We start from the raw sequence: 12,492 nt of genomic DNA on the forward strand, positions 1-12,492 counted from the left end.
GGAGCACCCCCCACACCCCCAGCACCCGGCGCCCCCGGCGCGGACTCCGGCTCCGGCGGGCGCCTGGCCGCCGCCTCGCGCCGTACGATCTCGGCGGCCACCGGCTCCGGCAGCCAGCCCGCGACGTCCCGCAGTGAGCGGCCCGCCGCACGGGCGCAGGAGTCGGCCAGCTCCTGCGGCAGGGGTCGGGCGTCGGGGTCCGCGGTCAGGCAGCGCTCCAGCAGCTCGCGCAGCGGCTCCGGGTACAGGCTCAGGTCCGGCGGCCGGATCGCAGTATTGGCGATCTGCGCGGCCAGTGTGATCGCGCCCGCCTCCCCGTACGGATGCCGCCCGGTGGCGGCGACCGCCGCGATCAGGCCGAGCGAGAAGACGTCGGTGGCGGGGGTGAGGGTGAGGCCGTTGGCGTGCTCGGGCGACATGAACTGCGGGGTGCCGATCAGCCCGCCGCTGCGGGTCAGCGCGGTGGAGTCGGCGGCCCGGGCGATGCCGAAGTCGATGACCGCGGGGCCGGCCGCGCCGAGCAGGATGTTGCTCGGCTTGAGGTCCCGGTGGATGACGCCGGCCGCGTGCACCGCCCGCAGCGCCTCGGCCGCGCAGCCCGTCAGCTGGAGCACGCTCGGCAGCGGCAGGGCGCCGTAGCGGGCCAGCGCCTCGTCCAGCGGGAGGCCGGGGACGTAGGTGGTCGCCAGCCAGGGCTGGTTGCCGGTGGTGTCGTGGTCGAGGACCGACACGACGTAGTAGCCCTGGACCCGGCGGGCCGCCTGCACCTCCTGCTGGAAGCGGCGGCGGAATTCCTCGTCCTGCGCGTATTCGCGGCGGATCACCTTCAGCGCGAGCGGCTGGCCGCCGCGGGTGTGGCTGAGGTAGACGCTGCCCATGCCGCCCTCGCCGATCCTGGCGCGCAGCCGGTAGCCGGCCACCTCGCGGGGATCCTGCGGCTGGAGCGGGCTGAGCGGACGCAAAAGGTTGTCGTGGCCGGCGATTTCGGGCACCCCCCGGTAGTCGAAAAGCTGCTTGATGCTACCTGGGGTCAGGGCTCGTTACCCGGCGGTCGGGCCGCGGTGGCCGCCCGCCCGGGCTCCGGCGCCTGTCAGGGCGTCAGGCGGAGCAGCTGTTCGCCGGTCCTGGCGGAGCCGGCCACCACGGTGGCGCCGGGCGGCGGGAGTTGGCCGCGCTGGAGGAGGAGCCAGCCGGCGCCGTACTGGCGGGCGATGGCAGCGCGCCGGGGCGCGGGCGTGGCCGGGGCGAAGTACGCCTTGGTGTCGGACCAGCGGCGGGCGCGGTCGGCGTCGGGGGTGGAGGGGTCGGGCCAGGTCGGGGCGACGAGGTAGATGCCGTAGGCGGGCAGCACGTGCATCGCGTTGTAGCCGTCGGTCAGGACGACGCCGCCGACCGGGACCCGGTCGGCGACCCAGCGGTAGTCCGGCCAGCGGTAGGGATGCCGGGTGGCCACCGGCAGGAAGCGCTGCGGGACCACCGCGCCGATCTGCGCGGCCAGCCCGAGGCACAGCGCGACCGCGGCGAGCGGGGCGAGCACCTTGCGCAGCCGCGTCCAGGGCGGGACCGCGGCCACTTCCACCGCGAGCGCGAACTGCAGCGGCATCAGCAGCAGCGCGAACACCCGCCCGTAGGTGTAGTGGCCGCTGACCCAGCCGTACGCGGCGATCGCCGCGTACGCCGTGAACATCAGCACCAGCGGGTCCCGCAGCCGCTGCCGGGCCCGCCAGGCCAGCGCGGGCACCCCGGCCAGCGCGAGGCCGTACCACTGCCAGGGGTGGGTGTAGAGCTTGCGGTGCACCCCGTCGACGGTGGTGTCGCCGGCCAGCGAGAAGACGTCGAAGTACGGCCAGGCCACCGCGACGGCCAGCGCCGCGAGGCCGCTGACCGCCCACAGCACGGCGATCCGCCGGGACCAGTTCTGCTGCCGCCCGACGACGATCGCCGCGATGCCGACGGTCGCGGCCAGCGCGGTGATCGGGTGGATGAGCAGCAGTGCCCCGGCCGCCGCGCCGAGCCCGGCGTACTCCCACGGCGTGCCGCCGCGCCGGGCCAGCCGGTCGGTCCAGGTCCACAGCAGGAAGGCCAGGCCCACCGCGAAGGCGCTCGGATACGGCGCTCCCCGGGTCAGCGACCACATCCCGCAAAAGCCGCTCCACTCCTCGCCCCGCACACCCCACAGCAGGGTGAAGGCCAGCAGCGCGTAGACCGGCGCCGTCCGACGGGCGCTCAGCGTCCTGGCGAAGGCGCCGATGCCGACGACCAGCACGGCGAGATTCAGCGGCCCGCACCAGCGCACCATCTGCCATCCGGCGGCGCCGGTCAGCCGGGCGGTCAGGCCGAGCGTGACGATGTAGGGCGAGTAGTACGGGCTGTCGGTGCCCGGCTCCTTGAGCAGCGGGTTGGCCGGGTGCCACGGGTTGTCCTTGACCCGCTGCACCGCGGACGCGTGCTGGCCGAAGTCGGCGGCTATGGGGGTGTGCCAGGACACGATCGAGAGCAGCAGCCAGAAGCCGGCGCCCACCAGGACGTACGGCGTCGGCCGCCAGGCCAGTGCCCGGGTTCCGAACGTCGGCGCGATCCGCGCCTCGCCGGTCATGCGGCGGCCCCGGAACGCGGCGGCGCCGACTGGGGGCGGGCCGCCGCGCGGGCGCGTCCGCGCCGTGCCGGGTCGGCGCCCGGCAGCCGGTCGGCGGGGTGGGCGGCGGTCAGCAGCGGCAGCGCGAGGAAGCCCAGCAGGACCGGCGCGGCCATGTAGCGGAAGAGCCCGGCCGGGGTCGCGACCAGCACCGCGACCTGGAGCCCCGCCGTGGTCGCGGCCAGCGCGAGCGCCGAGCGCAGCGGGCGGCGCCGCATCATCCGCAGCACGATCAGATACGTGGCCCAGCACCACAGCGAGCCGGTCCACAGGAACCAGGTCAACTCCGGTGTACGGGCCGCGGTGTACGCCCACACGCCTGCGGAGTGCAGGCCGTCAGACGGCGGGTCGGTGCGCAGCGCCGGCAAGAAGCGGCTGTGGTCCATCAGCCCTCCGGGCCGCGAGTAGCCGAACCGGTCGGCGGGGACGACCGGTGGCTGGATGAAGATGTCGCTGTCGTTGCGGGGCAGCGCCCAGGCGATCCTGCCCCGGCACAGGTGTGCGGACAGCATCAGGTCGGGACGTTTCGCCAGGACGTGGCCCCAGGTGTCGAGCAGCTTACCGTTGAGGCGTTCCGCGGCCGGCCGGTCGAAGGGCGGGGCCATCAGGGGATCGACCCAACTGCAGTTGCTGCCGCCGGCCGACCAGTGCGAGAGCGGCGCGACCTGCGACATCACCGCGAGGTCGGAGCGGCGGAAGGTCTGCGGGGCGCGGTGGTAGGCGACCGAGATGTCGGCGTAGTTGAAGGCGTAGTAGGAGCTGGTGCTCGGCTTCTGGACGCCGATCGCCGGGTAGACGCCGAAGTTGAGGGCGAGGGCCACCGCCGTCGGGACCAGGGTGGCGGCGGCGATCCTGCGCCAGCGGCGGGGCATCGCGACCAGAAGCACCAGGCCCGCAACCGCCACGGCCGGGTAGGAATTGTTGCGGAAGACCGACAGCCCGGTCATCGCGGCGGCCAGCAACCACCAGTGCAGGAGCGGGCGCTGCCGCGCGACCAGGTGGGCGCAGGCGCCGAAGGCCAGGACGGCGGCGATCGCGTAGGCGCTGTCCTTCCACACGAAGATGCCGAACGTGCCGGTGGACGGCACCAGGACGACGGCCAGCGGCGCGGCGGCGGCCCACCGGCCGCGCACCCCGAGCGCGCGCAGCCCGTGGCACACATAGCCGAGCGAGGCGGCGAGGGCGACGGTCTGAAGGAACGTCAGCGCCGCCAGGCCGCCGGTGATCTGCAGCGACAGCCACACCAGCACGTCGTAGGCCACCGAGTGGTCGCTGCGCCAGTGGCCGGTGGTGACCTGCCACACGTAGGTGACGGTGTCGAAGCTCATCAGCCCGGGGTAGAAGGCCAGCCACCACAGCAGCAGGACGGCCTCGCAGAGCAGTCCCACGGCGACCGGCAGCCGCGCGCGCTCCGGAACCCGGTCTGCGGCGCGGCGCAGCGCCGGAACCATGGGGAGGAAACGGGCACCGGTGAAGCGGCTGATGGTCGTCACCCGATCCCAACCGCGGCCTGCCGGCAAAGGTTTCGCCCTTCCCCGCCGACGGCTCCCGCACGCCACCCGTTCGGCGGAGCGGGACCCGTCGCGAGGTCACAAGGGCGCGCCGGACGTCACGCCCGGCGCTCGGGCGCCCCCTCGGCAACCCGCGCCGCGGTGTGCGGGTCGCCCGGCCGCAGCGGCCGCGCGGCGTCCGGCGCGGTGGTGGAGACCAGCACGAATTCGTTGTACGGGAAACGCCGTCCGGCCGCCCGGGGCAGCGGGAAGGAGTACGCCCTGCTGACCACGAGCCCGGCGGCCCGCGCTTCTTCGGCCAGCTCGTCGAAGCCGACGAAGCGCACGTGCGTCGCGTCGCTGGCGAACCCGGCCTCCTGCGGGGTGATAAGCACGACCCGGCCGCCGGGGCGTACGTAGGGCAGGTACGTGGCCAGCAGCGCCGACCCCGTGGCCGCCTCCAGGTGTTCGAGGACGTGCGCGCACAGCAGGCTGTCGAAGGCGCCGTGCTCCCAGCCCGCCGCGGTGAATTCCTCCGGGGTGTACGCGGTCAGGCCGCGCTCGCGGGCCGCCGCCACCGAGTGCGCGTTGTGGTCGACGCCGACGCTGCCCGGGGCACAGTGCCGCAGATTCCGGCCCACCCCGCAGCCGACGTCCAGCACGCGGCCCAGCCGCAGCCGGCGCAGATTCCACCGGTAGGGCGCCTGGGTGGGCAGCAGCCGCCGGGCCAGCAGGCGGGCGGTGTAGTCGGGGGAGGCGGTGTCGGACATCGGTACGCCTTTCGCGGGTGCGCCTGGTTGATCGCAGCTGGTGCGGTACGGCTGGTCGTGTACGTACGGATCAGGTGGGCGGCGGTCCGGCGACCGGCGCCTCCGCCGGCGGTACGGCCGCGCTCGCGGCGGCCCGCGGGGCACTGCCGCCCGCCGCCGCGAGCGCCAGTCGTCGCGGTCCTGCGCCTGCACGCACCGCGGCCCGCAGCATCGCCGCATCGCCGTAGTGCGGGATCATCACGTCGAAGCGCGCCGGGCTCACCTGGCCGCCCTCGCGGGCTCCGGCACCCTGGGCGCGGCCCCGGCGCGCTGCGGCGCCGGGACGCGGCGGGTCACCGCGAGCAGCAGCACCAGCGCGGTCCTGGCCAGGTACACCAGCGCCCGGGCCGACGACTGGCTCGGCGCTCCTGTGGTGCGCGGCCGCATCGCCACCGGCACCTGCCGCACCCGGTAGCCGCGGCGCAGCGCGCCCACCATGCTCTCGACGGTGTCGCCCAGATACTCGGCCGGATACCAGCGGGCGAAGAAGGCGATCATGTCGCGGTTGCAGGCCCGGAAGCCGGAGGTCGAGTCGGTCAGCCGGGTGTCCGCCATCCCGGACAGCACCCGTGACAGCAGCCGCATCGACCAGCGGCGCGGGCCGCGTACCCGGTAGTCGCCCACGCCCGCGAAACGCGCCCCGACCACCAGGTCGGCCGTCTCCAGCGCGGCCAGCAGGGCGGGGACGTAGCCCGGGTCGTGCTGTCCGTCGGCGTCGACCTGCACGGCGGCGTCGTAGCCCTGGTCCAGGGCATAGCGGTAGCCGGTGCGCATGGCGCCGCCGACGCCGAGGTTGTAGGGCAGCCGGGCCACCCGGGCGCCGGAGGCGCGGGCGGTCTGGGCGGTGCGGTCGGTGGAGCCGTCGTCCACCACCAGGACGTCGGCGCCCGGGACCGCGGCCCGCAGCTCGGCCAGCACCGCGCCGAGGCCCTCCGCCTCGTTCCAGGCGGGCACGATGACCAGCACCCGCCGCGCGTGCGGGCCCGCGCCCGGCGTCATGCGGCGCCGCCCTCCGTGCGGCGGACCGCCACTGCCGGGGGGCGCGTCTGCTCGTCCAGCGCCGTCCTGATCAGCGCGATCTCCTCGGCGAGCGTCCTGGTCTCCTCCTCCAGGCGGCTCGACTCCCAGCTCAGGTGCAAGCACACCAGCAGGAGTAGCACGATCCCGGCGAACAGCACCAGGCTCGCCCCTGACACGATACCGAGCGCGCGCGCCAGCGAGTCCAGCATCTGCGGGAACAGCCCGAGCGGCACCACCGCCGAACCCACCGCGAGCCACAGCGCCGCGTACTTCTCCCGCAGCTGGTGCCGGCGCAGCAGCTCCAGGATGCAGGCCAGCAGGGTCAGTCCGGTGAGCGAGGTGATCACGGACAAGTGCACGGTGAGCGCCTCCTGGAGTGCTGCGGGGATTCCGTCGTTCCGTTGTCGCGGGCCGGCGGCCGGCCGGGCCGCCCCGCTTCATCAGATGCGCGGCCCGCGCAGAATCAGGTCCGCCACGCGGGAGGCGGCCCGCCCGTCGTCCAGATGGCAGAAGGCGGCACGGAAGGCGTCGTAGGCCTCGCCGTACGGCCGCACCGCCGCGGCCGGGTCGCGCAGCGCCGCGATCAGCTCGGGTGTGGTGGACGACAGCGGACCCGGTGCCTGCGCCTCGAAGTCGAAGGTGAAGCCGCGCAGGGTGTCCCGCATATGTCCCAGGTCGGGGGTGTGCAGCAGGATCGGGCGGCCCGTGACGGCGAAGTCCGCGAGCAGCGAGGAGTAGTCGGTGACCAGGATGTCGGCGGCGAGCAGCAGTTCCGCCAGGTCGGGGTGGGCGGAGACGTCCCGGACGAAGCCGGTCGCCGGCACGGTGTCGGCTACCAGCGGGTGCGCGCGGACCAGCAGCACGTGGGTGGCGGACAGCCCGGCCTCCAGCGCGGCGAGGTCGGCGGCCAGGTGCAGCCGCTGGTGGGCGGCGTCGTAGGCCTCGTCGTCGCGTACGGTCGGCGCGTACAGCACGACCGTGCGCCCGGCCGGCAGGCCGAGCCGGGCCCGGACCTCCTCGGCGACCTTGTCGCGGTCCTCGCCGCTGAGCAGGTCGTTGCGCGGCAGCCCGGTCTCGGCGATCTCGCCGTCGAAGGCCAGGGCGCGGCGCAGCTCCGGGGTGCTCTGCGCGCTGGGCGACAGCAGGACGGTCCACTGGTCGCCGCGCAGCGGCTGCGGCCACATGTGGGTGAGGTCGGCGCACAGGGTGCCCGCCAGGTCCTGGCCGAAGCGCTTGACCGGGGTGCCGTGCCAGGTCTGCACCACGTGCTGGCCGTCCCGGCGGCGGAAGAAGGCCGGCAGGTGGGAGTTGGTGACGATGTTCCGGCTGCGGGCCAGCGCCTCGTACCAGGCGTGGCTGCCCAGCACCACGGGCCGCGCGGCGGCCGGCACCGGCGTCGTCCGGTCCGCGACCGCCCACAGGTGGTCCAGCGGGGCGCCGCGCCGTACCAGCTCGTCGTGCACCGCGCGGGGCGAGTCGTCGCAGCGGCGGCCGTCGAAGCTGCTGTAGAGGACGGTGTCGGTGAGCTGGCGGCGGGCCAGCACCGGGTAGCGCCGCTCGCGCAGCATCCGCTGCCGGTACGGCCCGCGGTCCGCTGCGGGTACGGCGGAGCCGGCGGTGACGAACAGGTGGTCGTGGAAGCGCCGGTCGAGTGTGACCGGGCGCTCCCCCTCGGCCACCAGCAGGTCGAGCGGCAGCGTGCTCATCGTCCGCGGCGCGACCCGGACGGGGGTGTCCGTGCCGCCCGCCCGCAGATGCAGATACCACCGCCCGGCGTGCGGCAGCGCTCCGACGTCGAGGGACGCCGAGAAGTGCCCGGGCGCCGCCTCCGTGACGACATCGGCGCCGGTCTCGGCGCGGTAGGTGCCGTGCCGCAGCATCAGCCGGGCGGGCGCGGGCTGCACGCCGCCGGGTCCTTCCGGTGCCTCGGGTGCGGCCACGTGCGGGGGGAGTTCGCCGGCGACCAGCAGGCGGCCGTCCGGGGTGAAGGCGACACGGTCGGCGACCGCCTGCGGGATGCGGTCGCGCAGCACCAGGTTGCCGGCCGCGGTGCCCTCCACGGACAGCTCGCGCGGGCCGCTGCCGCCCAGCCGCTCGTCGGGGACCAGCGCGTAGCGTCCCGGCGGCAGGTCGCGGTCCAGGGCGACCCTGGCCCGGCCGCCGTCGGGGAAGACGACCTCGGCCGTCCACGTCGCGGTCGTCTCCGGCGCGACCTCCTTCGGCAGCCCGGCCGCCGGGGGCCGCGCCCCGCCCAGGTCGGCGAGCGCGACGTCGGCGGCCAGCGCGGTCCACCCGCCGGAGCAGCCGGAGCCGGCCGCACCCCCGGAGCCGCCCGAGCCCTCCGGGCCTGCGGAGCCGCCCTCCGGCGTCAGCGGGTAGTCGAAGGCGGCTCCCGACGTCTGCTGGGTCAGCCGCACCGCCACCGGCGGCGTACGGTCGCGGACCGCGAGGTCCAGGCGCAGCAGGCCCTCCCCTGACGGGCGGTGGGCGGTGAGGCGCCGGGTGACCGGTTCGACCGACAGATGGAGCCTGCCGTCCTTGTACCAGGGCACCAGCCGGGTGTCGTCGTCCAGCGGGAAGGGCACCGGCGAGGAGCCCGCGCCGGCCTCCTCGGCACGCAGCGCGGCCGGGCGCAGGGAGCCGCCGCCCGCCAGCACGATGCCGATCCGCCACTGTGCCGCCTTCCAGCCGCCGTCGGTGCGCAGCCGCGCCGGGTCGACGGTGATCTCGAAGCCGGACCAGTCGTAGCAGTGCCGCTCCTGCGTCTGCTCGTCGGTGACCTCGGGCGTCCGCACCGTCCGCACCGGCAGCAGCAGCCGGCGCCGTCCGCAGGCGGCGACGGCGGTCTTGAGCGAGGAGCGCCGGGTGCGGGCGTCCACGTTGCGGATGTAGGCGTAGCCCTTGAGCACCAGCTTGCCGTCGCGCCACTCCAGATCCCGCAGCCGGGCGAGGACCGGCAGGTCGGAGGGGCCGGCCGCGCTTGCCGCCCGGGACAGCGGCACCGGCGAGCCGTCGGGGCGTACGACGACGGCGCGTTTGCGCAGCGGCAGCCCGGCGAGGTCGAAGACGGTCCGCCCGCCCTGCCGTTCGTGGCCGAGCACGGTCAGCAGGTCGTCGAGCCTGCCCTGCCTGATCAGCTCCCAGCGCAGCCGCAACTCGACCGGCAGTCCGGCGTAGAGGGTGTGGTCGACCCGGCTGAGGAAGTCGCCGGCCCGCTCCATGAAGACCTGGCGGTATTCGGGTCCCGCCATCGGCAGGGCCTCGATGAAGTAGAGCAGGTCGTCGGTGAGGACCGACCGGTCGTAGTCCCGCTTGTGCTTGCTCCAGCGGGTGTTGGCCGGGTCGGCGAGGAAGCGCGAGACCCCGTCCACGGCGGCGATCCGGTCGCGTACCCCCCTGACGTCGGTGCGCCGCCGGGTGATCGAGCCCTCGCGGATCCGCCAGTAGTACACGTGCTCGTGCAGGACGTCGACGGCGTCGGCGAGGAAGTGCGCCGGGATGGTCAGCGGTGTGTCCTCGTACAGCACGCCCTCGGGGAAGGCGAGGCCGTGGGTGTCCCAGAAGGTGCGGCGGAAGACCTTGTTCCAGGCCACCCGGTCCGACAGCAGGGCCAGGTCGCGGGTGATGTGGGTGCGGCTGACGGTCCTGGTCATGTCGCGGTGCTGCCAGGCCTGGCTGCGGCCGGCGGTGGTCAGCCGGTAGACGTTCCCGGTGGCGAAGTCCGACCCCGACCGGTCGAGCAGCCCGGTCAGCTGCTCGTACGCGCGCGGCGGCAGCACGTCGTCGCTGTCGATGAACGTCAGGTACGGGGTCGCGGGGTCGGCGTTGCGCGCACCGGTGTTGCGGGCGTGGCCGAGGCCGCCGTTGTCCTGGGAGACCAGCCGGAAACGCGGGTCGCCGGCGGCGAACTCCCGCGCGATGTCCGCACTGGTGTCCGTCGAACCGTCGTCCACCATCACCACATCAAGCTCGGTCAGCGTCTGCGCGGCGATCGAGCGCAGGCATTCCTCCAGGTACTGCTCGACGTTGTGGACGGGGACGACGACGGTCAGGCGGGGCGTCATGGTGGGACAACGCTCCTTTCGGGACGGCGGCGGCAGACCATGCCGTGTGCTCAACTCGCCCCGCGCGCAGCGGTCACCGAAGGTAGGCCGAACGAGCGACGCGGCCTCGCGGATCGACACAGAGTGCCCGGCCAATTACCCTCGGACGTTATCCCGCCCCGGTAACCACCGATCTGTCCAGGATGGTCATGCCCCGTTTCAGTGTCGTCGTCCCCGCCCATCGCGCGCAGGGATTCCTGCGCCCCTGCCTGGAGTCCGTGCTCGACCAGTCCTTCGGCGACGTCGAGGTGATCGCGGTGGACGACGCCTCACCCGACGCGTGCGGCGCGATCATCGCCGACCTCGCCGCCGCGGACCCCCGTGTCGTACCGGTGCGCCTGGACCGCACCGGCGGCACCGGGCCTGCCAGGGACGCGGGCGCCGCCCGCGCGAGCGGCGACTACCTGGTCTTCCTCGACGCCGACGACCTCATGGCGCCCGGCACCCTGGCCGCCCTCGACACCCGGCTCGGCCGCACCGGCGACCCCGATGTGCTGCTCTACGACCACGAGCGCTTCACCGTGTGGGAGAACGTCCAGGAGAGCGGCGACGGCGACTTTCTGGCCGCCGCGGGCGAACGCGTCTTCACCGCCGCCGACCTCCCCGACTGCCTGGCCTGCTACCCGGCCGCCTGGAACCGCGCGGTACGCCGGGACTTCTGGACCTCCCGCGCCTTCTCCTTCGGCGCCGCCCCCTACGCCGACATCGCCGTCGCCACCCGGGTGCTCACCGCCGCGCCGCGCATCGCGTGCCTGGACCGGGTGTGCGTCCGCTGGCGCAAGCGCCGCTCGGGCAGCGTCACCACCACCCGCGGCGCCCACCACCTGGCCGTGCTCGACCGCTACACCGAAGTCCTCGCAGGGCTGTCGGGGGACGCCGAAAGGGCCGCGCTGTACGGGCAGATGGCCGCGGTCCTGATGGCCGTCGGCGAGGACCGGCTCACCCCGCAGGCCGCACCCGACTTCGTCCGCAGGGCCGGCCGGCTGCTCACCGACCACCGCCCGCCCGGCTGGACCGCCCCCGAGCCGAAGGAGGCCCGCTGGGTCAGGGCCGCCGGCACGGGTTCGTACGGCCGCTACCGCGCGGCACTCGGCGTCCGGGCGCTCGCGACGCAGGTCGCCAAGAGGCTCAGGTCACGCAAGAACGGCCTGGCCCGGGCGGCCTACCAGCGCTACTACCGGCTGCGGCTGCGCCGGCCCCTCGACCCGGGCCTGGTCGTCTACGCGGCCTACTGGAACCGCGGGGTGTCCTGCAACCCGGCCGCGATCTACCGCAAGGCCGCGGAGATCGCCCCCCACCTGCGCGGCGTCTGGGTCGTCAACAAGCGCGACCGGGACGCGCTGCCGCCCGGCACCGAGCACGTCGTCGTCAACTCCCGCCGCTACTGGGACGTCCTGGCCCGGGCCGGCCACCTGGTCAACAACGCGAACTTCACCGGGAACGTCGTCAAGCGGCCCGGCCAGACGTATGTGCAGACCCACCACGGCACCCCGCTCAAGCACATGGGCATGGACCTGCGCGCGCGGCCCGCGGTCGGCAAGGGGATGAGCTTCGGCCGGCTGCTCGACCACGCCGACCAGTGGGACTACTCGCTGGTCTCCAACCAGCACTCCGCGGAGGTCTTCGACCGGGTCTACCCCAGCGGCTACCGCACCCTCCCCAGCGGCTACCCGCGCAACGACGTCTTCTACGCGGCCGGCCCCGACGACGTCCGCCGGGCCCGCCGGTCGCTCGGGCTCGCCCCCGGCACGACGGCGATCCTCTACGCGCCCACCCACCGCGACTACCAGCGCGAGTTCGTCCTCCCGCTGGACCTCGAACGCCTCGCCCGCGAACTCGGTCCCGGCTACACGCTGCTGGTGCGGGCCCACTACTTCTACGGGCAGAGCCCGCAGCTCGAAGAGCTGCACGCCGCGGGAGCCATCGTGGACGTCTCCGGGCACGCGTGCGTCGAGGAGCTGTGCCTCGCGTCGGACGCGCTGGTCACCGACTTCTCCTCGCTGATGTTCGACTACGCCAACCTCGACCGGCCGATCGTCGTCCACGCCGCCGACTGGGCGGCCTACCGGGCCGCCCGGGGCGTCTACTTCGACCTGCTGTCGGGGCGGCCGGGCGAGACACCGGGGGCGGTCGCCCACGACGAGGTGTCGCTGGCCGGGGTCTTCCGCGGCGGCGCGTGGCGCGGCGAGGCCGCGGGCGCTCTGCGGGCCGCCTTCCGCGAGCGCTTCTGCGGCTACGACGACGGGCTCGCCGCCGAGCGGGTCGTGCGGCGGGTCTTCCTCGGCGAGGAGGGGCTCGTCCCGTACCGTCCCCTCGCCGACCGCCACCCGGCGCCGTCCCCGGCCTCCCTGACCGACCCGTCCCCGGCGCCCGCGGTGCCGATGCCCTGACGGGGGTGCCGCCGGGAGGGGGCGGGCTCAGTGCAGCTGCGGGTC

At 74.7% G+C, this 12,492-nt stretch carries 9 protein-coding genes; 1 reads left to right on the plus strand and 8 read right to left on the minus strand.

Annotated elements, in window-relative coordinates; all coding sequences use genetic code 11:
- The 8 genes from V7E46_RS28690 to V7E46_RS28725 all read right to left on the minus strand — a co-directional run.
- A partial coding sequence (locus V7E46_RS28690) for a serine/threonine-protein kinase (protein ID WP_333771151.1) occupies positions 1–878 on the minus strand: 878 nt, incomplete at its 3' end.
- A gap of 212 nt (positions 879–1,090) precedes the next feature.
- Positions 1,091–2,596: a hypothetical protein gene (locus tag V7E46_RS28695; protein WP_333771143.1), complete on the minus strand. Its 1,506-nt coding sequence runs from the start codon at positions 2,594–2,596 to the stop codon at positions 1,091–1,093.
- Positions 2,593–4,128, minus strand: a complete 1,536-nt coding sequence (locus V7E46_RS28700; RefSeq protein WP_333771145.1) for a DUF6020 family protein — start codon at positions 4,126–4,128, stop codon at positions 2,593–2,595. Before V7E46_RS28700 ends, V7E46_RS28695 begins: the two co-directional genes overlap by 4 nt.
- 116 nt (positions 4,129–4,244) lie before the next feature.
- Positions 4,245–4,895 carry a class I SAM-dependent methyltransferase gene (locus V7E46_RS28705; protein ID WP_333771146.1) on the minus strand — a complete coding sequence of 217 codons (651 nt, stop codon included), beginning with the start codon at positions 4,893–4,895 and terminating at the stop codon, positions 4,245–4,247.
- A gap of 70 nt (positions 4,896–4,965) precedes the next feature.
- Positions 4,966–5,157 carry a hypothetical protein gene (locus V7E46_RS28710; RefSeq protein WP_333771147.1) on the minus strand — a complete coding sequence of 64 codons (192 nt, stop codon included), beginning with the start codon at positions 5,155–5,157 and terminating at the stop codon, positions 4,966–4,968.
- On the minus strand, positions 5,154–5,933 hold the full coding sequence (locus tag V7E46_RS28715; RefSeq protein WP_333771148.1) for a glycosyltransferase family 2 protein: 780 nt from the start codon (positions 5,931–5,933) through the stop codon (positions 5,154–5,156). Before V7E46_RS28715 ends, V7E46_RS28710 begins: the two co-directional genes overlap by 4 nt.
- Positions 5,930–6,313, minus strand: coding sequence for a DUF2304 domain-containing protein (locus V7E46_RS28720; protein ID WP_329178574.1), 384 nt, complete (start codon positions 6,311–6,313; stop codon positions 5,930–5,932). The genes V7E46_RS28715 and V7E46_RS28720 overlap by 4 nt, the downstream gene beginning before the upstream one ends.
- A gap of 81 nt (positions 6,314–6,394) precedes the next feature.
- Positions 6,395–10,018: a bifunctional glycosyltransferase/CDP-glycerol:glycerophosphate glycerophosphotransferase gene (locus V7E46_RS28725; protein WP_333771149.1), complete on the minus strand. Its 3,624-nt coding sequence runs from the start codon at positions 10,016–10,018 to the stop codon at positions 6,395–6,397.
- 188 nt (positions 10,019–10,206) lie between these two features.
- Here V7E46_RS28725 and V7E46_RS28730 point away from each other — a divergent pair, with 188 nt between their 5' ends.
- Positions 10,207–12,447: a bifunctional glycosyltransferase/CDP-glycerol:glycerophosphate glycerophosphotransferase gene (locus tag V7E46_RS28730; protein WP_333771150.1), complete on the plus strand. Its 2,241-nt coding sequence runs from the start codon at positions 10,207–10,209 to the stop codon at positions 12,445–12,447.
- The last annotated feature ends 45 nt before the right edge of the window (positions 12,448–12,492 follow it).

Origin of the sequence: Streptomyces sp. IBSBF 2435 (genome assembly GCF_036815005.1) — a bacterium.
Lineage (GTDB): Bacteria > Actinomycetota > Actinomycetes > Streptomycetales > Streptomycetaceae > Actinacidiphila.